General features: G+C 39.6%; 19 protein-coding genes and 1 pseudogene. 14 read left to right on the plus strand and 6 right to left on the minus strand.

Annotation, left to right across the window (positions count from 1 at the left end):
- Positions 1–16: 16 nt before the first annotated feature.
- The 10 genes from H8744_RS06020 to H8744_RS06065 all read left to right on the plus strand — a co-directional run bounded on the left by H8744_RS06020 (position 17) and on the right by H8744_RS06065 (position 13,906).
- Positions 17–976 (plus strand): hypothetical protein, encoded by a 960-nt coding sequence (locus H8744_RS06020; RefSeq protein ID WP_262433981.1) that lies wholly within the window; start codon positions 17–19, stop codon positions 974–976.
- Position 977: 1 nt separating this feature from the next.
- Positions 978–1,556, plus strand: a complete 579-nt coding sequence (locus H8744_RS06025) for a hypothetical protein (RefSeq protein WP_262433982.1) — start codon at positions 978–980, stop codon at positions 1,554–1,556.
- 2 nt (positions 1,557–1,558) lie between these two features.
- Positions 1,559–2,611 (plus strand): hypothetical protein, encoded by a 1,053-nt coding sequence (locus H8744_RS06030; protein WP_262433983.1) that lies wholly within the window; start codon positions 1,559–1,561, stop codon positions 2,609–2,611.
- Entirely contained in the window at positions 2,592–3,956 is a 1,365-nt protein-coding gene (locus H8744_RS06035; protein WP_262433984.1) for a hypothetical protein, read from the plus strand. The genes H8744_RS06030 and H8744_RS06035 overlap by 20 nt, the downstream gene beginning before the upstream one ends.
- A gap of 615 nt (positions 3,957–4,571) precedes the next feature.
- Positions 4,572–4,841, plus strand: coding sequence for a DUF4279 domain-containing protein (locus H8744_RS06040; protein ID WP_262433985.1), 270 nt, complete (start codon positions 4,572–4,574; stop codon positions 4,839–4,841).
- 182 nt (positions 4,842–5,023) lie between these two features.
- Positions 5,024–6,190, plus strand: coding sequence for a T9SS type A sorting domain-containing protein (locus H8744_RS06045; protein WP_262433986.1), 1,167 nt, complete (start codon positions 5,024–5,026; stop codon positions 6,188–6,190).
- A 54-nt stretch (positions 6,191–6,244) separates the two neighbouring features.
- The gene (locus H8744_RS06050) at positions 6,245–9,646 is read left to right on the plus strand and encodes a DUF6443 domain-containing protein (protein WP_262433987.1); all 3,402 of its coding nucleotides are present in this window, start codon (positions 6,245–6,247) and stop codon (positions 9,644–9,646) included.
- A gap of 3 nt (positions 9,647–9,649) precedes the next feature.
- Positions 9,650–10,030, plus strand: a complete 381-nt coding sequence (gene imm40 / locus H8744_RS06055; RefSeq protein WP_262433988.1) for an Imm40 family immunity protein — start codon at positions 9,650–9,652, stop codon at positions 10,028–10,030.
- Positions 10,031–10,079: 49 nt separating this feature from the next.
- Positions 10,080–10,484 (plus strand): DUF6984 family protein, encoded by a 405-nt coding sequence (locus H8744_RS06060; RefSeq protein WP_262433989.1) that lies wholly within the window; start codon positions 10,080–10,082, stop codon positions 10,482–10,484.
- A gap of 38 nt (positions 10,485–10,522) precedes the next feature.
- A complete protein-coding gene (locus H8744_RS06065; protein WP_262433990.1) occupies positions 10,523–13,906 on the plus strand; it encodes a hypothetical protein in 3,384 nt (1,127 codons plus the stop codon).
- Between the two features lie 175 nt (positions 13,907–14,081).
- On the opposite strand, the gene H8744_RS06070 is transcribed toward H8744_RS06065, so the two are convergent.
- From H8744_RS06070 to H8744_RS06090, 5 genes are read right to left on the minus strand one after another with little or no spacing between them, the layout of a single operon-like run.
- Positions 14,082–14,645: a DUF3575 domain-containing protein gene (locus tag H8744_RS06070; protein WP_262433991.1), complete on the minus strand. Its 564-nt coding sequence runs from the start codon at positions 14,643–14,645 to the stop codon at positions 14,082–14,084.
- Positions 14,646–14,661: 16 nt separating this feature from the next.
- Positions 14,662–16,197 carry a hypothetical protein gene (locus H8744_RS06075; protein WP_262433992.1) on the minus strand — a complete coding sequence of 512 codons (1,536 nt, stop codon included), beginning with the start codon at positions 16,195–16,197 and terminating at the stop codon, positions 14,662–14,664.
- A gap of 20 nt (positions 16,198–16,217) precedes the next feature.
- A complete protein-coding gene (locus H8744_RS06080; RefSeq protein ID WP_369410996.1) occupies positions 16,218–17,261 on the minus strand; it encodes a hypothetical protein in 1,044 nt (347 codons plus the stop codon).
- Positions 17,262–17,278: 17 nt separating this feature from the next.
- Positions 17,279–18,349, minus strand: coding sequence for a FimB/Mfa2 family fimbrial subunit (locus H8744_RS06085; RefSeq protein WP_262433994.1), 1,071 nt, complete (start codon positions 18,347–18,349; stop codon positions 17,279–17,281).
- A gap of 43 nt (positions 18,350–18,392) precedes the next feature.
- Entirely contained in the window at positions 18,393–19,259 is an 867-nt protein-coding gene (locus H8744_RS06090; RefSeq protein WP_262433995.1) for a FimB/Mfa2 family fimbrial subunit, read from the minus strand.
- A gap of 306 nt (positions 19,260–19,565) precedes the next feature.
- Between H8744_RS06090 and H8744_RS06095 the strand changes: the two genes are divergently transcribed.
- The 3 genes and pseudogenes from H8744_RS06095 to H8744_RS06105 all read left to right on the plus strand — a co-directional run bounded on the left by H8744_RS06095 (position 19,566) and on the right by H8744_RS06105 (position 22,349).
- Entirely contained in the window at positions 19,566–20,765 is a 1,200-nt protein-coding gene (locus H8744_RS06095) for a sugar MFS transporter (protein WP_262433996.1), read from the plus strand.
- Between the two features lie 23 nt (positions 20,766–20,788).
- A pseudogene (locus tag H8744_RS06100) lies at positions 20,789–21,586 on the plus strand (alpha/beta hydrolase); the annotation flags it as partial.
- Positions 21,587–21,809: 223 nt separating this feature from the next.
- Positions 21,810–22,349, plus strand: a complete 540-nt coding sequence (locus H8744_RS06105; RefSeq protein WP_262433998.1) for a helix-turn-helix transcriptional regulator — start codon at positions 21,810–21,812, stop codon at positions 22,347–22,349.
- Between the two features lie 14 nt (positions 22,350–22,363).
- On the opposite strand, the gene H8744_RS06110 is transcribed toward H8744_RS06105, so the two are convergent.
- On the minus strand, positions 22,364–22,876 hold the full coding sequence (locus tag H8744_RS06110; protein ID WP_262433999.1) for an autotransporter domain-containing protein: 513 nt from the start codon (positions 22,874–22,876) through the stop codon (positions 22,364–22,366).
- 196 nt (positions 22,877–23,072) lie between these two features.
- Here H8744_RS06110 and cysK point away from each other — a divergent pair, with 196 nt between their 5' ends.
- Complete coding sequence (gene cysK / locus H8744_RS06115) at positions 23,073–24,020, plus strand: cysteine synthase A (protein WP_262434000.1); 948 nt, start codon at positions 23,073–23,075, stop codon at positions 24,018–24,020.
- Positions 24,021–24,187 lie beyond the last annotated feature (167 nt).

Consider the following 24,187-nt stretch of genomic DNA (forward strand, 5'->3'; position numbering starts at 1 on the left):
TAAATTCCCGTCAGTTATGAAGAAGATTATCTTTGCTTTCATCCTGTTATGCGGATCTGCCTTTGCTAATGCTCAAACCGCAAAAAATCCTTTTGAAAAATACGGTTTTAAGAAAGTTCGTGCCTACTCTTTCTCCAAGGGAGAATTTGAAGAATTTCATGATAATAAAGAAATCGTTGAAATCGGTTCAGTGTTATACAATACCAAAACAAAAAAGGTAGTTGGATATGTCAAAGCGACCGATAAGGATGTGTCCGCTGCAACTCCTGCCATGTCGATTGATCCGTTATGTGAGAAATATCTTTGGATTTTCCCTTATGCGTATTGCATGAATAATCCGATACGTTTTATCGATCCGGACGGTCTGGATATTTATCGTTTTGACGATAAGACAGGAACTTTTCATTTAATGGAAACAAATGATGATGCAACAGACAAAGTAATGGGATATCATCAAAATAAAGCAGGGGATTGGGTACAAAATAAAGGTTTATTCCAGATAAAAGCCCGTATGGATAATATTGAGAAAGGTATTTTGAATGATGGGATAAATTTTAAAACAGTTGATAATGCTATATCCGTAGGAGGAGAAGGGCAAGCAACAGTAGAAGGAGTGCAAAATTTTGTTATAGAACTGTCAGAAATGGTAGGAAAAGAAATTTCTGGATATGAATATTCAAATAAAAGTGAAAGTGTACCAAGTAAAGTCTATATAAGTAAATATCAAAATAATAGTGATCAAATGACTCAAACATCGTTTAATCTAAATATAGCTGGAGTTAAGTCAATTAATGAAATTAATATTCATACGGATTTCCATAAACATTTATCAAAATTTCCGGTAAGTGATAGGACACAACCTTCAGGTTTAACAGGTAGTGGAGGGGGCGATATTGAGCATAAAGAGAGTCAAAAGGTAAATGGAATAAAGAAATTTATTATATTGACAAAAGGATTCTCTCCAATACCCTATTAAAATGAAAAAGTCAAAATTTATTTTTTTATTACTGTTTTGTTTTGTTTTTGAAAATTGTGCAACTTCAAAATGGAAAAAAGAATTGGTTTCGGAGGGGAATACTGTTAATGCTATAAACAACGCTATTACTGATTTTTTAAATACATCAAAACTAAGTAAAAAAGATACGGTATTTAGTTTAAAAGTTACCGATGCTGGTAACGGGATTTTGGTAATTGGCATAATTGGAGCAGTTAATAAGATATATCCGACTGATAAAAATAAAGTGGGAGCTTTTGATGAGTTTTTTCCTACTAGATATATCATAAGGGATGAAAAATTATTTTATTGGAATGATACAACTCAGGTTATAACTCAAGAAATGATTTCCACTCTGGAAAGATTTGATCAGATTGATTTTAACTGGAGTAAAGAATATATTTTACCACCTTTGATAATTGACGATGGAAAAGAAGGTATGGTTTATTATTTTTGTGAAAATGACTTGCGAAACTATAAAAAAAATGGGTCAGGGACTATAAGGCAACATTATGATCCCCCTAAGCTGAATTGCAAGAAGAAAAGTAAGAAAAAAAACTGAATATGATAAGACAGACCTTGTTATTAGTGATTGTTGTTTTTATGCACTTCCATGCAAATGCACAAAAAAATTATTATGCGGAGGCTTTCTCGAAGTGTGAAAATATGCTTTCAGGAAAAAGCATACCCAATTTTCAAGAAGCTGTTTTTACGGTAGAAAATGCTTATCTCGACAACCAACTCGATAAGGTTGTGTTTGTTGATAATATAAATTTATACACGCAGATTTGTAAACAGATAATGAACTCCGGCAATATCGTTTATCCTGAGAAAGACAAGGATATTGCTGCCGGTCAATGTGCGGTTTTTCTTTTTATGACTGATACTATTCCTATTGTTTCTGGTAACGACATAATTGGCAGTATTCCATTTACTTATAATTTTGAGGATTATGCCGGTAAAGAGGAGTGGTCGAGTATGTTTGTATCGACTTTAATGCAAACAAATACGGGAAACTGCCATTCACTGCCTTATCTTTATAAAATAATAATGGATGAAATGGGCTATGAATGCCATTTAGCTTTGGCACCCAACCATATTTATATTAAAGTGCAGAACAAGAGAGTGGGTTGGTATAATATTGAATTGACATGCAGGGATTTTCCTACCGATGTCTGGTACGTTGCTTCAGGCTATATCCATACTGATGCGATCCGCAATGGGGTATACATGAAGGCGTTGTCGGACAAAGAATCCATCGCTCTTTGTCTTGTCGATTTAGCACAGGGCTATCAAGCCAGGTTCGGAATGAAGGATGGCTCTTTTATCTTAAAATGTTGTGATACCGCTTTAACTCATTTTCCCAATTATATCAATGCTTTATTACTGAAGGCGGAAACGATCACGGCATTACATAAGCAAGCAGTTCCCGATTCTGATGAAAGCCAAGAACTATTTGCACAAATGAATGAGATCTACACGATGATTCATAAATTAGGATACCGGAAAATGCCGCAGGCTATGTATTTGAACTGGTTGAGAAAGATGGGAACAGAGGATGTAGATAATAGAATGAAATCAATAATGGTCAAAAAAGATGAAGTTCAGCAAAATTAAATCTTTTATCAGGGTGCTTCTTTTATTCTTTTCGGTAGGTATATCATCACAAACTTTACCGGAAGTTAAACCTAAGTCCGGTTTAGTCCCTCAAATTCCGTTGTATCCATATGGTCGGCAACAGAGCAATCCGCACGACCGGCAATCAGCCAGTCCCTACAACAACGGGCAGCATAATCCCTATAGACTTAATGAATTATCGGATATTCAAAAGAGAAATGCCGCTATGATCTATGAAGACATGAGGCACTATCAGCGAATCCAAATGGAAATGCAGCGGCAATCGAACATAAGAATGCTTATTGAACGAAGTTTTCCTTCTCAAGCTGATATTCATAACACATCTGCTTATCAGCATGCTTTTAATGAAATTGAAGGCATGCTGAAAGGGGAACAGCCTATGAACCTAGGTAGAGTTGTGTTTCTTGTAGAAAACGCATACTATGAAGACTCATTGATTTATGATGCCTATCGAAAAGCTATTCAGGCAAAAGCACAACTTTGCAATGACAAAATCAAAGAAGGGAAATATGATAGAAATAATAATGTAGTTAAGAACATGATGCTTTTCAGCATTTTAACCGATACAATGAAGATAAGAACCGGAGGAAGAACTTTGATAAATTATCCCCTTAAATATGATTTGGATGATTACCAATCAAGAATTAGCTTTGACAGCCATTTTGTAACCAAGCTAATGAGAACTGGGGTCGGTCAATGTCAGTCAATGCCTTTATACTATTTGGTTTTGGCTGAAGAATTAGGGGCAGAGGCTTATTGGTCGACTTCTCCAAAACATAGTTTTGTGAAAATTAAAGATGAAAATGAGGCATGGTATAATTTAGAACTGACTTGTGGTGCAGTCCTTACAGATGCTCATTATATGAATAGCAGTTACATTAAAGTAGAGGCGTTGCAAAGCCGAACTTATTTGGAACCATTGGATAAGGTTAATACCATAGCACGAATGTTAATAGAATTAGCCGCAGGATATTATGATAAATATGGGATGGATGATTTCTATTTGAAATGTGCAAATACGGCTGCTCAATATCTCGCGAATGATCTGGATGCATTATTATGCAAGGCGGCCTACGAAACTCGGTTGACATTGATATTAGCAAACTTATTACAAGCCTCTAATCCGGAAGCATTGAAAGCAAAATCTCCTGAAGCCTACAAACACTTTGAGGCAATGCACGATCTATACAAACAGATAGATGATTTAGGTTACGAAGAATTACAGGAGGGAGTCTATGCGCAGTGGTTGAGGCATATAGCCAAATTGAAGGAAGAATCAGAGAAACGAGATAAATCAATCTTTTTACCCCTGCCCCGAGATTAAAGAGTATGTAATTCCTTTTACGAATTATTGTGTGAATATGCATTAGAAGAAATATTTGAAATGAATTGAAGCAGATGTAATTTGTAAGCTAAAATGTCGAAAGAAATAATTGCGAAATACGGTCTTTAATAAAAAACTTTTAATTGTAAAGTCTGAAATGATGGAATGATATTTTTAATAAAATTACGTTTGCCAGTAAGGCTAAGAATGTTTTTTATAGGAGGATTCTAATAAATGTAATTTTGAGTGGCAGGAGAAAAACCTTAAAAATATAAGTCAATAAAAGAATTGATATGTATAAACTAATTATTGTTTTCCTTATTGCATTCAGTGGAGCCTTGAAAATATCCGATCTTATTTGGGGATTCCCTAGAAGGTTGGGAAGTGGAAAAGAGAATTCTTAATATTGAATATGAACGTGTTAGAATGTTTGTTGATATAGATTCAGTGAATCCGGCTGCAAAGTATTTGACTTTATTTTTCATGATAAAAATAACTTATTATACTCCACTTATTAATATTGAGGGGGGTGCTACTTGGCTACCTTTTTGAGAAAATTAAAGTAGAAATGAAAGATTATGAACTATAATACAGAGTTAGTACTTAATAAATCTTATGGAGATTTCAGAAGGTTTTTTTGAGACATATGATAGTGATTTTGTCATGGAATCATTTTTAAATGAAATGGACAAATATGCTATTGTTATTCATGAATGGTGTAAGAAACATTGCTTGAAGGTAAAAACAAAAATTATATCTGAGGCTAAAATATCTTTAACACCATCATTCTCCTTGAGTAGCCAAATGATCAAATTCCTAAATAAAACAGATTCTGAAATTGATTTTGAACTGTCTATTTTGACGGAAAAAGAATATGAAAGATAGCCTTTGAAGTATAAATAATTGAATGTAAAATTTGGATAAATAGAATTGTTATGAAGCTTATTTTTGTTGTTATGTTATTAAACAGAGACTTTTAGGATTGATTGTCAGTTATTTTTTGTTTCTTCGCTTAAAGAATATGAAAATTACGTTTAATAAACGTCACAAATCAAAAAGTCAGGCTTATGAAACCACTACTTCTCTTCTTGTTCGCGTCTGTACTCTCTCTTGGGCTGTCCTCCCAGATTACCTTGAATAGTTTGTGTAACCTTCCCCGTTCGGGCGACCGCCTTGTCAAACAGCAAGTTGACTATAAGGCTCCCGGTGGTAAGGGAGTGGGGGTTGTCTGGGATTTCAGCGATCAAACCCCGTTGAACGACCATTACGAGTTGAATTACCGTTCCTTGGACGTACATTCTGATACCCTTGTCGGTACTGAACACCGCACGATGTACTATTATTATCTGCGTGGCGATTCCCTCTATTCCCTGGGTTATGAGAATCCCACTACCCTGATCACTTACCGCAAACCTGAAACCCTGCTCGTTTTCCCTTTCACTTACGGTCGTACGTTCACCGATTATTTTGAAGGGACTGGCAGTTATTGTGACCAGCTCGACATCCACGTACAGGGTAAGTCTCAGGTCACCGCGGATGCCTCCGGGATGCTTGTCCTTCCGGGGGGCGACACGTTGAGGCATGTTTTGCGCGTGCATCATCGCAAATGCATGGTCGAAAGTATGGAACCTTTCACCCCGGGTTCCTCCTTGCGCGCGGACACCCTCCCTCTCATCCTGAACCGCGACAGCATCGACTGGTACCTTGCCAATGACTCCTCCTCTTTGCAGGTGGACACTTGGCGTTGGTATGCGGATGGCTACCGCTATCCCATCTTCGAGTCCGTCTCCGGCTCTATTTGCTGCCTTGGAAAAGCATCCCCCTATTTTGCCACCTCCTTCTACTATCCTCCTCACGAACAATACTACGCGCTGGACGAGGATTCCGACAACCGGGAGAGACGTGACGGCTTCGTTGAAAAAGAATATTCCGTCTCCAACGGCAACGGTGAAGACGGTGATGGCAGGGGCTATTCCGATGAGCGTATCAGTTATGGCATCAGCATCGATACTCAGGGCGAGCTGAAGATCGATTATCTCCTCAACGAATCCGCAGATGTGCTGATCGGGCTTTATGACTTGCAGGGTCGTCAGCTGAGTGATGTCCGTAGGCAGGAAAGTCCCGCTGGTCGTTATACCGAAACGCTTTCTCTGGTTGATTTTCCGGACGGTGAATACCTTCTCCGTCTGGTTGTTGGCGGAAAGACTTACGGTGAGAAAGTCCTGAAGCGGTAGTCTTTAAGAATACCATATTATAATCCTGTTTTGAATCTTAAAAGCAGAAACACAATGAAAAGGCTTTATTTCATCATTTCATTACTATTTGTGATTAATTCCCTCTTTTCACAGGAGAGCAGCCAGAATTATGTCCTTACCCGCACTTTTCTCAACGAGTCCGGAACTAAATATATTGATAACATCCAGTACTTTGACGGTCTTGGTCGCCCTATCCAGACCGTTCAGAAAGGTGTGACCCCCAACCGTTCGAATCTTGTCACCTTGCAGGAATATGATGGTTTCGGCCGTGCGACCAAGAGCTGGCTTCCCCATGTCAGTACCTCCTCCTACCTCGATCCCGTTTCTTTCAAGAGCGCTGTTCCCGGTACTTACAATGGCGACAGCCGTCCTTATGACGAGACGGTCTATGAGGACTCCCCTTTGAACCGCGTGGTTAAACAATACGGCCCCGGGGCATCTTGGGGGACACATCCTGTTTCCACCTCTTATTTGACGAACGATGATAGTAAAGAGCTTGTCTGTAAATACTATTATGTTACTTCGACTGACAGTCTGGCACAGGACAAAGTTTACCCTGCGCGGGAATTGTATGTTGCAAAATCCACCGATGAGGACGGAAATGTCTCTTACCTCTTCACGGACAAGTTGGGCCGCCAGCTTCTTAGCCGGCAAATGTTGAATGCCACTCCGTATGATACTTATTATGTCTACGATGATTTCGACAATTTGCGTTTTGTCCTCCCTCCCGGCTATCAAGATACGGACAGCCTCTCCCTTTTTGCATACCAATATAAGTACGATGAATACGGGCGTTGCATCGAGAAAACACTTCCCGGCTGCGAGGTCGTAAAATATGTTTATGACAAGGCTGACAACCTCATCTTTTCCCAGGACGGTGTTCAACGCAAGAAGGGCGAATGGACCTTCTACCTTTACGATCTTTTCCATCGCCTTGTGATGCGTGGCATCTGTACCAATACGAACACCTCTTTGGTAAAAAGCCAGATTGTCAAGACCCAACTGGCAAGAAATTCCTCCACCCGCATGATCCTTGCAGCGGGAATAGGTGATACGGGCTATTCCTCTTCTTTTGGAATATCCTCACCCGTCCTTCACACAGTGAACTATTATGACGACTATACTTTCCTGAACCTCAGTGGCTTTTCCGGCAAGGAAGGCGGCAGTGTGAATGCCAAGGGGCTGTTGACAGGCAATATCACTTTTGATCTGGATGGTTATACAAGCTACTGTACGGTCAGCCATTATGACACTCATGGTCGGGTCACGAAAGTAATCAGTGACAATGCCATGCGAGGCACGGAGACCACTACGACATCTTATACCTTTACAGGCAAACCGCTTGTCGTGGAATATAGCCATGTCGCCCGGAGCGTCAGCCCCCCCTTATTCTCCCATATTGAAACCTATCGTTACACTTATGACCATGCGGAACGTTTGACCAAAGTAACGCACCAATTGGATGAAGACCCTTCGGTCGTATTATCCGAAAACGCCTATGACGAGTTAGGCCGTTTGCAATCAAAAAGATTCCATGGGAATTCGAACCTTACAACCAATTACAGTTACAACATTCGCAATTGGGTGACAAAAATTTCAGGCAATTCCTTTAAGCAGTCCCTCTACTACGATAGCAATGACGGTGGCTCCCCGGCCTGTTTCAACGGTAATGTCAGCGTGATGGAATGGCGTGTGGGTACTACCGCGTCTCAAAGATATGATTTCTCTTACGATGCCCTGAATCGCCTGCTTTCGGCTGACTATTCCAGTTTTCAATTGGCTGTTACTGGAAATTTCCCCAACTTCAGCGAGCGCGTTCTTGAATATGACAAGCAAGGTAACATCCGCCGTCTTCAACGATATGGCAAAGATTCACATTTCAGTTCAATTCAGGGGCCCCCTAAGTATACTTACCCGCGTGTTGATGATTTAACATTGAATTATCGGGGTAACCAGTTGATAAATGTCAGTGATGCGGGTATTGATCCTTTGGCGAGCGGCAGTTTCAACTATATTGATCTTCATGACGACGGCTCTGATGATTTTGCTTATGATGCCAATGGCAATCTGACGAAAGACTTGGACAAGGACATCAATTCCATCTCCTATAATTGCCTCAACCTGCCGGAAGAGATATCATTTACTGACAATGGCAATCCCCGCAGCATTTCTTACAGTTATGATGCCAATGGTCTTAAACTGAGTGCCGAACATGTGATTACAGATTTTACACTCACGCCTATGTCTTCCTTGTCGGTTCAAGGAAACATGAGTACGAGTTCACCTACACGGCACTTTATTAAAACTTTTTATGGTGGAAATGTAATTTATAAGAGCAATAACACGATTTATGGTGACAAATGGAGTTCGCCTAAGACCAGGATCGAGCGTATTTTAACAGAAGAGGGCTATATCACGTTGGATGGTGAAGACCATGAATATCATTATTACCTGAAAGACCATTTGGGCAATATCCGCGTTGTCATGAATCAAGATGGAGAGACTATTGAGCAGTCGAACAACTATTATCCATTCGGTGGTATCTTTGAAAGTACCGGAGATGGTGAACAACCATACAAATTCGGTGGTAAAGAGTTCGATCCTATGCATGGATTGAATTGGTGTGATTTCGGAAACAGGTACTTAAGAAATGACGGGCCCGGCTGGATGAGCATTGATCCGTTATGTGAAAAGTATTATTCGATTAGTCCGTATGTATATTGTAATAATAATCCTGTGAATTGTATTGATCCTGATGGGAGAGATTGGTATCAAAACAATACGACTGGAGCTTACTACTGGCAGGAAGGGCATGAACCAATTGATGGATATACATATATTGGTCCTGAAGTTTCTATACAATTGGGACAGAATTCTTATTTTAATGCCTATCAAAATGCTGGTGTAGTAGCAAATAAAGCTGTAAGTGCCTTTGATTTAATATATTCCAGTGGAAAACTACAAAATCAGTTTTTGGGTAAAGATAGTCCTTTATCAGAGAATTCTAAATCTGAATTATTCAATGGTTTAGTTAATCGGGAAGTGAATGAATTAGGATTAGAATTAGGACAAAGATTACTGTATGCTGAAGCTATTTTAAGTGGTATTGGAAGTGTTGGCTCAATTGGAAGATTAGGGAACTTGCTATTTAAAAATATGACTAAGGGAGGAAAGACTGCTTTTTTTAAGGGTGCAAAATATTCTAATAAGGTTGTTAGCCAAATGAAAAAAGCGGATGATATAGTTCATAGTTTTCCTAAAAGCGTAGATGGATATGCTACTAAATTTGGTCAATGGAGTATAAAAATAGGTGCTGACGGAAAAGTTTACCAGTGGTTGGAAATGCCAGGCAGCTATGGAGGTAAAACAGGTGTGTTTGAATATATTAAGGATGCCAACGGAATAATTAATCATAGATATTTTAAAATACCATAAATTATGAAATCACTGTTAAGTTATTTGGATTTTCCTTTAGAAGATGGAAAACCTTTGTCGGAAATAAATCCGGGGAGTGATGATATTGCATTAACAATAAAAGATGTTTTGCACGTATTGAATATATTAAATAAAAATCAGGTTGCTATTTTGGGAGGTGAAATATTTTCCGAAAAAGAAAATGGTAAACTTGTATATGCTTACCAGTTCTGGGGAGATGGGCAAGAATTCCATTGCTTGGATTGGTATTGTGATAAAACTGATTATGAAACTCAAGAAGATTATGTCAAACGAAGTTATGATATTGCTAAAGATAGCATTAAAATTGCAAATGACGTCGCCAAACGTTTAGGCAAAAGATGCTATGTAGCTATCTATATATAGATTAGCACATTTTTATTAGCGAGAGAAACTATTGAAAAAGTTGTAGGGAATGTATTCGCTTTGGGAATTGGAAGAATTCATGAAATTAAATAAAACCAGAAAGTTAAATCCGCAGGAGGAGAAGCTTTTAGAAGAATTGATAGTGCGGTCAAATAAAAATATTCTTTCTACTTGGAAGAGTGATTTGATAGTTTCTTCTTTAGATGATGGAGGAATGGGAAGTTTAGCATTATTTCCTGGTAATACGATTAATGAAGATCGTCATTTTGGTTCGCAAGTAAGTGAATGTCAATTTAGAGATGTTGATGGAGTGTTGGTAATAGCTTCCTTATATTTAGATAAAGATGATAAACTTTTCGAAATGAATATTTGGAAAGTTGATTTCAGTAAGCTGATAAAGATTCCATCACATTTTGAAAATGTTAGTTTTGAGAATTCTAACATACTTAATTGAAATAGTTGTGATTAATAGAAGAAGGATATAAAATAATTATGAAACTAAAATTTGTGCTTTTATTACTTGTATTATCAAGTACTTTATTTAGTCAAGAGATAAGCATTCCAGTTTCTCCCAATATTTCTTCACTGGGCGAATACGGTAATTTCCCTATAGGGTATCATACAGGGACACCCGTAATAGAATTCCCTTTTTATGAAATTAATTTGGACGGATTAATTATTCCAATTAAATTAAAGTATAATTCTTCCGGAATCCGGGTGGATCAAAGTGCCGGTTGGGTTGGTTTAGGCTGGGCTTTGGAAACGGGGGGGCACATTACTAAAGAAGTAAGAGGATATAATGATTTTATTTATGACGATGTATCAGCTCCGGGGGGGACATCTTCGGGATATTATTATGTGTACTCAGGAAATTATGGAAAGTTTCTTCATAAGCTTAGCTATGATCCGAAAACAGGAATAATAACAGGAGGAGAGAATTTAATGTCCGATGAAACATATGCAGTTTCAAATTGTGATAACGAACCGGATTTATATCATTTTAATTTCTGTAACTATTCTGGTACCTTCTATTTTAAGCCGCATGAGGCAGGAGAACCTGCTTCCGATTTTATTAAACCTATTATTAAATCTTCAAACCAATATTTGGATATTACATATAATAAAGTAGAAGGATCATGGTGCATAATTGACCAGCAAGGATTCAAATTCATTTTTGAACCCAAAGAGCGTACTTGGGTTTATGTTGAAAAGACAAAATATGAGACTCCGGAATTTAGTAGAGATAAAAACAGATTGAATCTTGGGAAGAGAGGAGCTATAACTGATACAAGTTGCTTATTGCAATCCATTGAATCTCCCAGAGGCAAAAAGGTAAGTTTTACATATAATGTAGAACATTCCAGTACCCCTATAATGACTTCTCATAATTTTGATATTCCAATACTAATGGAAGGATTAAATGGGATAACGATCGGAGGTGGAGGATATAATAGTTACAACTACACTTATTCTAAAATAAGCCAATTACTACCTAAAACTATTGAGTTTAGCGAGGGGAGCATTTCTTTTATAACCTCCGGAAGAACGGATTTGGATCTTTTTTTAGATAATTATGATGTCCGATCAGCTCTTACTCCCTTAAGACCGCAAAAATTAGACAAAATTATTATTAAAGACTTAGCAGGTAACGATGTTAAGAATATTAGGTTCAACTATAATTATATGGGAGATAGCACTGATTATAAACTTTGCCGATTAATGCTTAATTCGTTTGAAATCACTGATAAACAAGGACAAGGGAAGCATCAATATAAATTTTCGTATAAAAGTGGAGTTTTACCAGCTAAGAATTCATATAGTACAGATATGTGGGGATATTATAACGGAGCTATAAATAAAGTTCAATTTCCGACTTACACAACTTTAAAAACCAAAGCTAATACAAATAATATTTATAAATATCCGGAATCCTATTTAGATGAAGGTGCCAATAGGTTTACACACGATGCATACATCCAATATGGGACTTTAGATATGATTGAATATCCAACCGGAGGTAAAACCCGGTTTGTATATGAGCCACATGATTTTCAAGATGGAACTAATAGTGGATTTATAAGGAAGGTTCTTCCTTATTCTTCTCTTTCATACAGTCCGGATAATAGTTCCCAGCAAAGTAATGCTTTTACTTATGGAAAGGATTTTGTCTTAGAGGAAGATTCATATTTAAGGCTGACGTATCATTATCATATAAACAATTCGCTCAAGCCAGCTTTGCCTACTTCAGGTCGCATAATTCTTCAGGAAAAAACGGGAAGCAAATATGTGGACTTATATGATAAAACGATTTATATTGTTAAAAATGACGAAACAATAAACTTTGATAGGGATGCTATTTATCTTAAAAAAGGGACTTATAGAATCAATCTATGGAGGAGTGACAAAGGAGATAATGGACAGGATATAAATTTTAACTACCACGTAACTGCAAATGCAGTGGCCTTTATCTGGCATAATGAGAGCAAAGGGGGAGGGCTTAGAATAAAAGAAATCCAGAATATAGACAATGGAGTAATAGTAAATAAGAAACAATATTCTTATTCGGAGAATGGAATGTCTTCAGGTTGTTTATTATCAACACCGGATTATGCTTTCTTACAGATATTGGATCCGACAATAAGAAGTAGTCTTTATTATTCATTATTATGGAATGAAATGGTGAAATTTATGCCTTGCTATAAAGGATTCAGTCCAAATTGGGGGACACCTTTTATCCCTAATAATGGTGCTGCTCCACAAGTGGTATATAAATATGTTGAAGAAAAGAATGTGGATATAAATAACAAAACAACTGGAAAAACAACTTATCGATATATGGCAGAACCGCTTAAAACAAAAATTCCGTTTCCATTACCCAAAGACTATCATGTAGGGAATGGTTCTTTATTGGAGGAAGCTTATTACGATAGTGACGGAATGCTATTAAAGAAAAAAGTATTCAGCTATTCTTTCAAATCTATACCAAACGCCCCAACTTCATATATACCTAAATTTTATGAGCCGGGTCAAAATTCTCTCGGATTGATGTTTTACGAGATTAAACCTGAATTTTGGAGTTTGGATTCTACTTTAGAAACAGATTATTTTGATCATGGACGAAATTTTGCCAGTAAACGTACAGGATATAAATATGATATGAAGAATCGTCTCGTAAATATTCAAACGGTTACTTTTGGAAACACTTCTCTCGTTACCCGAACTAAATTTGCAAAAGACTTTACGGATCAAATAACAGGGAAAATGGTAGAAAAAAATATGATTGGAATTCCTCTTGAGACGATTACTCTGAAAGATGAAAAAATCATCTCCGGTAGTAAAACACAATATGTTTTTAATGCCGGATTGAATGCTGTTTTGAAGAAGGGTTCCTGTACATTGAAGCAAGTGCCATCTTTGACATTGGCAAATAATTATTCCCAATATTTTGAAGAGGATTATACGGTATCTAAATATGATGATTCTGGTAATCCCGTTGAGATAATAAATAAGGATGGGACGCATGATATTTATCTTTGGTCGTATAATGGGCAATATGTGGTTGCAGAAATAAGGAATTCTACCTATGCGGTTGTTAATTCGGCTTTATCATCGGTTGGCTTGACTTCTATTGCAAGTTTATCTACAAATACTAATCCGGACAAATTGAAATTGGATAAGCTAAGATCACAACCGACTCTTAGTGATGCTCGTATAACAACGTATAAGTTTATGCCTCTGATTGGAGTAACTCAAATGACGGATGCTTCGGGCTTTACAACCTATCATGAATATGACACTTTTGGACGTTTGATTCGTACAAAGGATTTGGATAATAATATGATTCAGAAAAATGATTATCATTATAGGAATGAATAGAAACAAGTATTGAGACGGAACCAATTTTCAAGTCAGATCACGGGTGAAGGTCTAATATATTTTATGAGAAAACTTATATTTAAGGAATAAGAAACAATGAAGCTGTCTCTCAGTCGGCTTCATTGTTTCTTATTCCTTAATAATATCTATTTGGTTAGGAAAATACCTCTTCCTTTTATTTGATGATATAAATCAGGCTTAAGCCGAGCTTTGTCGGACCGAAATAATTCTTATGCCCGCTGTTGAGCTTCGTACCGCAGTCTTGGCAGTTATAGCGGTCGTAATCGACACGGGCATAACCAACACCGACGGTAGCTTCCATGCTCCACCTTTTTTTCAATATCCAATGGTATCCATAGGAGACGCCTGCTCCGTACAGCTTTCCTTGGTATCTGTGGTCTTTCAATCCCGGATAAAGGTCGAATGGTAATTTGATTCCTTTGGCATTGAACTCGGCATAGTGCGCATGGATACCGAAGAATGAGCCGTTGAACTTTTCACACAGCCAATAGCGCAGCTCCGGTTGCACAAGCCAGTGCTTGAACTGTTTGTTATTGAACTCCCATGGGTTGTAATTGCCCGATATATCTAATGTCAGTTTCGGGGCGAGTGCTACTTCCACACCCAGGTTCATGGAAGTGGTAGCGTCATAAAGCAGATTGCTTTTTATTCCTACCACCTGGCTGTATGCAGCAAAGGAAAGTAGGCTGAAGGCTAATAATACTAAAGCTTTTTTCATTTGTTTCTAGTTTTATTCAATAGGTTGTCGGTGTACTCCAACTGCCGGATAAGGTTAGGTTGTCTACTCCTAACAACGGGAGGTTGATGGGTACGGAGACGGTTATATTATTTAATAATCCTTTTACAGTTCCGTTGAGTATCGGGCCGAGTACAGGAATACCTGTTAATATTCCATCCAAGTTGGCTATATTTGCTAATTGTACGGACAGGGTTAGCGAATGATTGCCATCGGTTTGGGCGGTATACGATTTCAGTCCCAGGTCGACGAACGAGTAATTGGCTTTATATCTGAAGTTGGTTGCGACAGTAGCTTGGATGGGGTCTGTTATATCTATAAATACTCCGGTTAGCAAATAAGGGCTGCCTACGATATTGTCTATTACCAATCCGCCAATGAGTCCCTGTTTGACCACATTAATCTTACGTACATCGAATACACCATTGAAACCTCGGATAAGGATATCCTTTTCGTCATATATGGTTCCTGGAGTAAAGGTATATTTGAAAAGATGGTCTCCCGTAAAAACGGATTGGACATTGAGACTTAAATCCATTGTTTGCGGAAAGTTGCGGATGGTGACAATGGCGGCATTGGCTTCATCCGTTGCCCAAGGATTCAATAGAACTCCTAAACCGGCCAAAGCTCCCTGTTGGTTAGCATTGCCCGTCAGTGCCATTCCTATCTGGTTGGTGAGCTGTTGCAGCAAATTCTGATAAAGGGCATTCACAACTTGATTTATCACTGCATTTTTTACAAGATCGACTGCTTTATCAAGTCCTCCGACTACATCGTACACTAAGTTGCCGACTGGACCTAAATTCAACGCATTTTTAATGGCGGCCGGAAGAACCGCATTGACGGTGGTTTGGATAGTACCATTGTAATTTAATTGCGTGACAATATTATTCTCTAATTTATTTAATGCTGTTTGTGCATCCACGAAGTTGCGGTGCAGGTTCAGCATACTGATAATCCGTTGCAACGTGACAGTAGGTTGTGCGGCAGCGTCCGAAAAGCCTATTTTTGCCCAGTAGTATTCAGAAGTATCTGTAAACTCGGCACCTGGCAATACGATGCGGGCATCCGTCATTTTTCCTTTATAATTTGTCAGCACGTCTGCGTACGTTGTGGTTCCCCCTGATCCGGGAATCGGGAACATGGTCTTTTCTATGTTAGCCAGGAAAATGGCCGTGTAAGTTCCTTTTGGTAATGTATCTTTTACAGCTGTAAACGGCCATGTAGGTATAGGGTTGGCAGGTGTGAGTATTACTTTCTCTTTGACGTACTCTCCTGCCGAGTTGTAGATAACATAACGGATGTGCCGGACTCTTCCATCTGCTCCGGTCACAGGCGTTCGTGTGATGTCATCTTGTCCGGCTAAAAAACTTACCACGAAATATCCTTCGGGAACATCGTCAGAGGAGCCTTCCGATGGTAATTCTTTCTCTGGGAGCGGTTGGGGAGCAGTCATGTCTTCCATCCCTTTTTCACAACTTGCAAGCAGAAAAAGGGAGAGTACACTTGTTGATATGAATAGAGCTGTTCTCATCTCCGTAATTGTTTTAATAGTTAGCTGATTCCGTCCCAGGCGTTATCGTCTAGGTTGATAGTACCCGTAAGAATGAAGACTAGGGTGCTGTTTATGTATTTACCATCTATTTGGACCCAATGGTTGGGCGTGAAAATGATTCGGTTGCCTGAAACAACGTTCGGACTATCAACTATGCTGATGGGATAGTTCTGACTGAATGTTCCGTAAGCTATTCTTATATAAAAAAGGGTTTTTCTTGCATCCGGTGTACCAAGCATATACTGATTGAAAGTTACTTTTCCGGCTACGGGAGTTTGCCCGGGAAATGTTTTCAGTCCGCTGTCTCCTGCCGTTTGCCAAGTGAGAGGTGTTCCGTCCGTAGCACGGGTAGCGGTGACCAGTTGCTCGGCTATCAGTGAGACGGATGTGATGTAAGTTGGAATATTTGTGAGATTCAGCGTCAATCCGCTTACGATACGTTTCAGTGTACCCTGAATATTATTGATCTGCTCGGGTTTGAAGCTCGTGCCTATGGATTGTCCATTCATGTATCCTACTGCCATGCAGGAGAAAAACTCCGGAATATCGGTAGGAGATACGAGTTGCAGGTAAAAGTTGGCAAGCGTTGTAGGTGAAGTTGCCGAACCGAGGTTGAAGCGTCGAGTAGCACTACTCTGGTTTGCAAAATCATAATCATTCCGGTTATAGCCGATGATTAATATCCTATAAGTTGTTGCCGGGGTCAGGGTAAGTTTCGTTACCACGTTCGGAAACGAAGACACATTTATCTGTTTTGCCAGACTGTATACCGGAATGAAATTAGCAGGATCGTCCGCTGCAGCTTCATTCGTTTTTTGGAATGGCAGTACCAGGATACGGTTCACGGAAAGTGTGGCATCACCGGGCGCACGGGTTAATACCTCATTATGGCTGGTATTATTCAGTACGTTATAGCTGATGTTTAGTTCTACGGGGATCGTTTCCTCGGAAGCTACTCCGATAGCTTCTTCCTGAGAGCATCCGCTCAGCAGGAGAACTATCAAAGTAGCCATGAGACCATATATTTGTTTAATGCTATCCATTCCTTTTGGGGTTATGATTATTGGATGATCAAATTATGGATAAGTTCCCAAGCCGGGCTGATGGAAATAATTATATTCTGGTCAGTCAACAAGTCGATAGGATTGTCATCATCTCCCGGGTCACTTGTACCACCGTTTACATTACCGGCTTGAACTTTCGTTCCGAGTGAATAGAAGTTATTGGCAAGGATATTGAAGGTTGAATTACCAAGAGTATCTTTTACTGTCCATGTTTTAATGGCTGTTCCGTCGGCTGCATATAATCCTAATGTAAGCGTAACATTGCTTACAGGCATAAAAAACGAACCGTCCAATTGTGAATTGGGCACTTTCACTACACCTTGTGAGGAAAGATCATTGCCTGTATATACGCCATTGGCTACAGACTGGCCGGAAAGATCCATGTTAATGATGTTGTAAGTAGTCGGAGCCGTATTGATTCCTACTCCATTATTCAGGTTTACCTGTTGGTTGGCATTGCTGATGCCCAAGCGCAGAAATTGAACAGTCTGTCCGTTCAATGTTTGGGGAACATTTTTGAAGTATCCCATGATACCGGCAACTTTGCGGGTCATATTGATACTTACACGGCTTCCCTGATCAGTGACTGTAGCAGTTGAATTACCTGCGAAAATTTCTTTTTCCATCCCGTTTGCAGTAATAGATGCTTCCATAGTAGTATAGGAATCACCTACTGCCGGAGTTGTTAAAGTGAAATTATCGGTTGCGTCACGGCCTACAGCTAAGAAATAATATTCATTAGCAGATAATTTATCACCGTCAGCTACGATGTAACGTTTGAAAGTAGTACCGTCAGACCATCCTGTGATAGTGTAAGTCTTAGTGTAAGTATAGTCGGAACCGCTTTTTGCAAAGGCGTAAACGACAACATTAGTGACATGCTGAGTGGCTTCCTGGCTGTAAATGCCACTACGTGACATTCCATCTTCAAGACTGTTAACCGCAGAAATATCGAAAGCTACACTGCCTTCAGGAATACCGTTGTCAACGTTCGGAGCAGGATCCTCATTGTCAGAACATGCGAACATAAAAGCGCTCGCCAATACAAGAAACATAAATTTTTTCATGATGTAATAAAGTTTAGTTAATAAATAGATAGGAAAAAACAAATCACTCGATATCCAGATGGTGGACTTTCGTCCATTCACCTTCGGTATAGGTCCAGATTTCCCATGCACCACCGGTTTCATCGTAGTCTATAGCAACTGCCGATATTTCGTTGCGGTGCATTGCTATATCCATCTGCGGTACTTTTAATACGGGCATTGTTGCGCGGGAATCTGTTGTATAAAAACTTAAGTCTAGTTTAGTTGTACTTCCTTGGGGCGTGGGAGCTACAAAAGTTTCATTGATTGCTTGAAGAGTGGTTGATTTTTGAATGTTCGTACTTCCCTGATAATTGAGGGTAGCATCAACCGATTGGTAAACAGGAGCTATTGCGAGGCTTAATACTGAAATATTGCTTGGGAAATTACGGCAGAATACGACTAATTTACCTTTGGCCCTTACCAACTCTACTGTCTGGGTTTGGCTGTCGGGTATTATAGACAAAGTTGCCTGAGCAGTATAAATATCGGTATGTTCAAGTCCATTCTGGTGGAGAATTCCTATCGGTATGGCATTCGTGACGTTTCCCCATACTGAGAGTTCGTATTTTCCTGCAGGGAGATCATTGAATGTAATCGTATAATCTGGATTATTGTCATTCAATACCATTATTTCGGATTCGCGTACTGTTTGCTTTGTAGCAGCATCTGTGAGGATGTAATAGAGAGAGCCCGAGAAATGTGAAAAGGGCTGTGAAGTACTTTCCGGAGAAAGCTCAGGGAAATGAGCTATATTGGAATAATTCATGTCCTTGATGACTAACTTTACGATCATCTCAGATGGACACTCCGGAAGGGTTTCCTTAATGCATGAGCTGGCAAGTACCGCCAACAAAACTACCATGCAGAAACTATGTACATTTTTACTCATAATCCCATTTTTTAATGTTACTTTTAAACGTTAATAAAAATCACTTGCTTTAAGGGCGCCTTTTATTAGGTTCCCCTGAAAATGGTAGTTTTGTTGCAAATCCGTTCGTTTCTTCGGACATTGTCGAAAGATAACATAAGCCATGGTGATTTGTTTTCATAGGATTCGATTATTTTCCGATCTGAAAATGAAATAAAGATTAAACGTCATTTCGGTCGGATGAATCTTTTCTTGTTTTAACATTATGCTTATCTTTACGCCCTGTAAAGTCTTCTGGAGAGGCTTTGAACTATGGACTATTAAGATATGCAAAAACAAATACACGCATTGGTTAAGAAGGAATATCGGGTTCCTTTCGTTTTAGTTACTTCTCTGTTTTTTTTATGGGGATTTGCTCACGCTATTCTTGATGTACTGAATAAGCATTTTCAAGATGTATTGGTGATAACCCGAACACATTCGGCATGGGTACAAGTGATGTTTTATCTGGGTTACTTCGTGATGGCAATTCCTGCGGGACTGTTTATCAACAAGTACGGATATCGTCGGGGAGTCGTTTTCGGGCTATTGCTTTACGGGGGCGGTTCGTTACTTTTTATTCCGGGAGAATATTGCATGTCGTTCAATTTCTTTCTTTTCTCATTGTTTGTCATTGCTTGCGGATTGGTATTTCTTGAGACGGCTGCCAATCCTTATATGACGGAGTTAGGAGATAGAGCGACAGCTGCCAGCCGCCTAAATTTGGCGCAGTCATTTAATGGACTGGGATGTATTTGTGGTCCCCTTGTCGGTGGATTGTTACTTTTCTCGGAAGACGGGTCGGGTGCCATCTCTTTGCCTTACACAATCATGGGTGTTGTGGTATTGGCCGTTGCATTCGTCTTTACCAGAGTGAGATTGCCGGAGATTACCCATGAAGAAGAGAAGGATAGGAGGGAAGAAGCAAAGGGGCTGTGGTCGCACAAACTCTTTATTTTTGGAATAGCGGCCTTGTTTTGTTATGAGATAGCAGAGATATCTATCAATAGCTTCTTTATTAACTATGTGGTGGATGATGGCTGGATGAATCCACGTGATGCATCTGTGGTACTTTCTTTCGGTGGGTTAGGGCTATTTATGTGCGGACGTTTTGCCGGCAGTTGGATCATGCAGCGTGTCCGGGCAGAGAAGGTTCTGCTATTTTGTGCGATTGCGACAGTAACCACTTCTTTTCTGCTTGTCTTGAATTTGGGAATTCTTTCTTTGATTGCACTTTTTCTAGGCTATGCATTTGAAGCAATCATGTTTCCTACTATCTTTGCCCTTTCGTTAAGAGGGCTGGGGAAACACACCAAACGAGCATCTTCTTATCTGATGATGTCACCGATTGGAGGAGCTGTCGGTCCGTTGATGATGGGGTATGTAGCTGACCGGACAACAATGTCGTTCTCTTTTATCGTGCCGTTACTTTCGTTTGTGGTCGTCATGCTGTATGCATGGAAGACAAATGTAAAAAGAACAGTTTGAAAACACTTAAAATAGACAAAACCATGAAAAGAAAGATGATTTTTTTATTGTTCCTGCTTTGTGCTTTTGCTTTGCAGGCTCAGGAAATGTATAAAACCGATACTGATCTCTCTTATGTATCTGCTTCCGAAAAGGATGCTTACCGTAAAGAGCGCTGTAAACTGGATGTTTATTATCCGGAAGGAAAGAAAGATTTTCCTACTATTGTCTGGTTCCATGGGGGTGGATTGGAAGTAGGAGGAAAACATATTCCTCATGAATTGATGAATAAGGGATTTGCTGTTGTGGCCGTTAACTATCGTTTGAGTCCGAAAGCGAAGAATCCCGCTTATATAGAAGATGCAGCGGCAGCCGTAGCTTGGACTTTTGAGAACATCGAGAAGTATGGCGGCAGCAAGGAGCGTATTTTTGTGTCGGGACATTCTGCCGGTGGTTATCTGACGTTGATACTGGCTATGGACAAGAAATATATGGAGGCCTATGGGGCGGATGCGGATAAAGTAGCTGCTTATCTCCCCATAAGCGGACAGACGGTGACTCATTTTACGATTCGTAAAGAACGTGGGTTACCAAACGGTATCCCGATCATCGATGAATATGCACCGGTGAACAAAGTGCGTAAAGATACTCCTCCGGTTATTCTCATTACCGGTGGCCGCGACTTGGAAATGGCGGATCGTTGGGAAGAAAATGCTCTTTTAGCTTCCGTTGCAAAAAATATCGGGAACAAGAATGTAAGTTTATATGAGTTACAGGGTTTCGACCACGGAGAAGTTTCGGGACCCGGCTGTTATCTGATTGTAAATTATATCCGGAAGTTTATTCGAAAGCAGAGTTTCCTTCCGAAAGACAACCGATCATATTATTTTTTCATATCCTTAAAGAAGATTTGCGAATATGAATACATACCCAATCGAGACAGAACTATACACTGTCTCTCCTGTTTTTACATCTGTGTGGGCCTTGCTGATTTATGCTGTTTTGTTAGCATTGATGATTATAATAGGTGTCAGGTATTATGCTTCCTATAAACTTAAAGAGGATATGCCCAATTATGCTGAAAAAAGGATTGCCAAATACAAGGCAGAAATTGAGCGCCAAAAAGAAATGATAACTCGTCTTCAGAATGAGAAACGGGAGATCGAGATAGAGCATAAACACAAGGAGATAGCTAACATTGTTATGATGATGGTCAGGAAATGTGAAGCACTCCGAATTCTGAAAAAGGAACTCGATCGCCAAAAGGAGGCTCTTGGTAATGAATATCCGAGTAAATGCTATAATAAATTGGCCGAGATTATTAAGCAACATATGGAATCGGAAGATGACTGGTACACCTTTCAAACGAACTTCAACTGCATTTATCCGACTTTTTTTGATAAATTGCAGGAAGCTTGTCCGGAATTAACCCCATATGAACTGAAAGTATGTGCTTATCTTAAGCTGAATCTTCCCTTGCTCGATATGTCTATTTTGTTAGATATTTCGGTTCGCGGTGTAGAGATGGCACGCTACAGAATCCGCAGGAAGTTAGGCATTCATTTCGATACAGAGCTAATGGAATTCGTTGCCGGATTCAATTAGAAAGTTTCCGCATGTTAGAATCCGTAAGCACAATGAATTCCCAACATGAAGTGGGTATCATGTTTGCTCCATGAATAGTCGATTGCCGGGCCTAAATGGAAATGCTCCAGATGGATGAGGTCGTAGCCTATTTCGAAATGTGCCGAGAATTGGGCTTTCTTGGTGTGTTCATGAGTCTCTTGGGGTCCGTGTTCATGATTGTGCCTGAAAAAGGTGACTCCGGGCATTACGGCTATATTCAGTTTATCGAATATCTCGTATTTCCCTCCGACGCTTACCGTCCAGTGTGAACCGTGCCCCGATACTTGCTCCAGACTTCCGCCCAATGCCCAAGGGCTATGTTCGCCCAATGTGCGGAAGTAGTGGGCATGGATTCCGAATCCCCAGTTTTCATATGATGGGGAATACGTGACTCCCGGACTGATTCCAATCTCGTTCCGTGCATGGGAGTGGCTGTGTTCCTGTGCAGCTAAACTAAGTGGAAAAGCGAATAAGATAAAGAAGACAGTGAGGATATTACTTTTCATTGTTGAAGTTATGTTTATGGATTGCTTTCATATATTAACGGTTCTTATACGAATTCAGTTCAATGGTTTCTTGGATTTGTTAGCCATATCCCTCATTTATAGTATGAATTTACCACAACTGTGGTATTTCTGTTAAGTTGAAACATGGCTATCTTTGCATTATCATAAAAGTTTAGATAATTAATACATTACAGATATGAGAAAGATAGCAAAAAGATTGACGGATCTCGTAGGTAATACTCCGTTACTGGAGTTGAGTAATTACGATGCAAGTAAGGATTTGAAAGCCCGTTTGATAGTAAAATTGGAATATTTCAACCCTGCAGGAAGTGTAAAAGACCGTATTGCTTTGGCTATGGTTGAAGATGCTGAGGCTAAAGGTATTTTAGAACCCGGTGCAACAATTATAGAACCGACCAGTGGTAATACGGGTGTAGGATTGGCTTTTGTTGCTGCTTCCAAAAAATATAAACTGATTCTGACAATGCCCGATACCATGAGTGTGGAGCGAAGGAATCTGTTGAAAGCGCTGGGAGCAGAATTGGTACTTACTCCCGGTGCAGACGGAATGAAAGGTGCTATTGCTAAAGCAGAGGATTTAAAAGCGACTATCCCCGGTTCGGTGATTCTGCAACAGTTTGAGAATCCTGCCAATCCTGCTGTACACGAACGTACTACGGCAGAGGAGATATGGACGGACACGGACGGTAAGATAGACATTTTTGTAGCCGGTGTAGGTACCGGGGGTACAGTGAGTGGTGTAGGTAAAACATTGAAAAGACATAATCCGGAGATAAGAATAGTTGCTGTTGAACCAGCCGATTCACCTGTATTATCCGGTGGTAAACCGGGGTCGCATAAAATACAAGGGATTGGTGCGGGGTTCATTCCCAAGACCTATGATTCATCCGTTGTGGATGGAATAATTCAAGTGCAGAATGACGATGCCATTCGTACCAGTCGCGAGCTGGCTTCTCAGGAAGGATTATTGGTCGGAATATCTTCAGGGGCTGCGGTATATGCTGCTACTAAGTTGGCTGAGTTGCCCGAAAACTTTGGTAAAACTATCGTGGTGCTTCTGCCCGATACCGGTGAACGCTACCTGTCCACCTTATTGTATGCATTTGAGGAATATCCTCTCTGATTTGTAGAAAGGATGTGGTTGGAAAATCTTATTAGGAAGAAGTTATTCTTCTAGATAAATACATTTGAAGTCTTAGATCATTTGTAATAAATATGGGACTGAATAAAAAGAGAAATGCTTTTTACTCAGTTCCATATTTACATAGGCACTATCCACAATTTACATAA

This window comes from Jilunia laotingensis, from assembly GCF_014385165.1.
Lineage (GTDB): Bacteria > Bacteroidota > Bacteroidia > Bacteroidales > Bacteroidaceae > Bacteroides > Bacteroides laotingensis.

Excerpts from the sequence above, each read along its gene's own strand:
- H8744_RS06020 (WP_262433981.1), top strand. The coding sequence starts at position 17 with ATGAAGAAGATTATCTTTGCTTTCATCCTGTTATGCGGATCTGCCTTT.
- H8744_RS06025 (WP_262433982.1), top strand. The coding sequence starts at position 978 with ATGAAAAAGTCAAAATTTATTTTTTTATTACTGTTTTGTTTTGTTTTT.
- H8744_RS06030 (WP_262433983.1), top strand. The coding sequence starts at position 1,559 with ATGATAAGACAGACCTTGTTATTAGTGATTGTTGTTTTTATGCACTTC.
- H8744_RS06035 (WP_262433984.1), top strand. The coding sequence starts at position 2,592 with ATGAAGTTCAGCAAAATTAAATCTTTTATCAGGGTGCTTCTTTTATTC.
- H8744_RS06040 (WP_262433985.1), top strand. The coding sequence starts at position 4,572 with ATGGAGATTTCAGAAGGTTTTTTTGAGACATATGATAGTGATTTTGTC.
- H8744_RS06045 (WP_262433986.1), top strand. The coding sequence starts at position 5,024 with ATGAAACCACTACTTCTCTTCTTGTTCGCGTCTGTACTCTCTCTTGGG.
- H8744_RS06050 (WP_262433987.1), top strand. The coding sequence starts at position 6,245 with ATGAAAAGGCTTTATTTCATCATTTCATTACTATTTGTGATTAATTCC.
- imm40 (WP_262433988.1), top strand. The coding sequence starts at position 9,650 with ATGAAATCACTGTTAAGTTATTTGGATTTTCCTTTAGAAGATGGAAAA.
- H8744_RS06060 (WP_262433989.1), top strand. The coding sequence starts at position 10,080 with ATGTATTCGCTTTGGGAATTGGAAGAATTCATGAAATTAAATAAAACC.
- H8744_RS06065 (WP_262433990.1), top strand. The coding sequence starts at position 10,523 with ATGAAACTAAAATTTGTGCTTTTATTACTTGTATTATCAAGTACTTTA.
- H8744_RS06070 (WP_262433991.1), bottom strand. The coding sequence starts at position 14,645 with ATGAAAAAAGCTTTAGTATTATTAGCCTTCAGCCTACTTTCCTTTGCT.
- H8744_RS06075 (WP_262433992.1), bottom strand. The coding sequence starts at position 16,197 with ATGAGAACAGCTCTATTCATATCAACAAGTGTACTCTCCCTTTTTCTG.
- H8744_RS06080 (WP_369410996.1), bottom strand. The coding sequence starts at position 17,261 with ATGGATAGCATTAAACAAATATATGGTCTCATGGCTACTTTGATAGTT.
- H8744_RS06085 (WP_262433994.1), bottom strand. The coding sequence starts at position 18,349 with ATGAAAAAATTTATGTTTCTTGTATTGGCGAGCGCTTTTATGTTCGCA.
- H8744_RS06090 (WP_262433995.1), bottom strand. The coding sequence starts at position 19,259 with ATGAGTAAAAATGTACATAGTTTCTGCATGGTAGTTTTGTTGGCGGTA.
- H8744_RS06095 (WP_262433996.1), top strand. The coding sequence starts at position 19,566 with ATGCAAAAACAAATACACGCATTGGTTAAGAAGGAATATCGGGTTCCT.
- H8744_RS06105 (WP_262433998.1), top strand. The coding sequence starts at position 21,810 with ATGCCCAATTATGCTGAAAAAAGGATTGCCAAATACAAGGCAGAAATT.
- H8744_RS06110 (WP_262433999.1), bottom strand. The coding sequence starts at position 22,876 with ATGAAAAGTAATATCCTCACTGTCTTCTTTATCTTATTCGCTTTTCCA.
- cysK (WP_262434000.1), top strand. The coding sequence starts at position 23,073 with ATGAGAAAGATAGCAAAAAGATTGACGGATCTCGTAGGTAATACTCCG.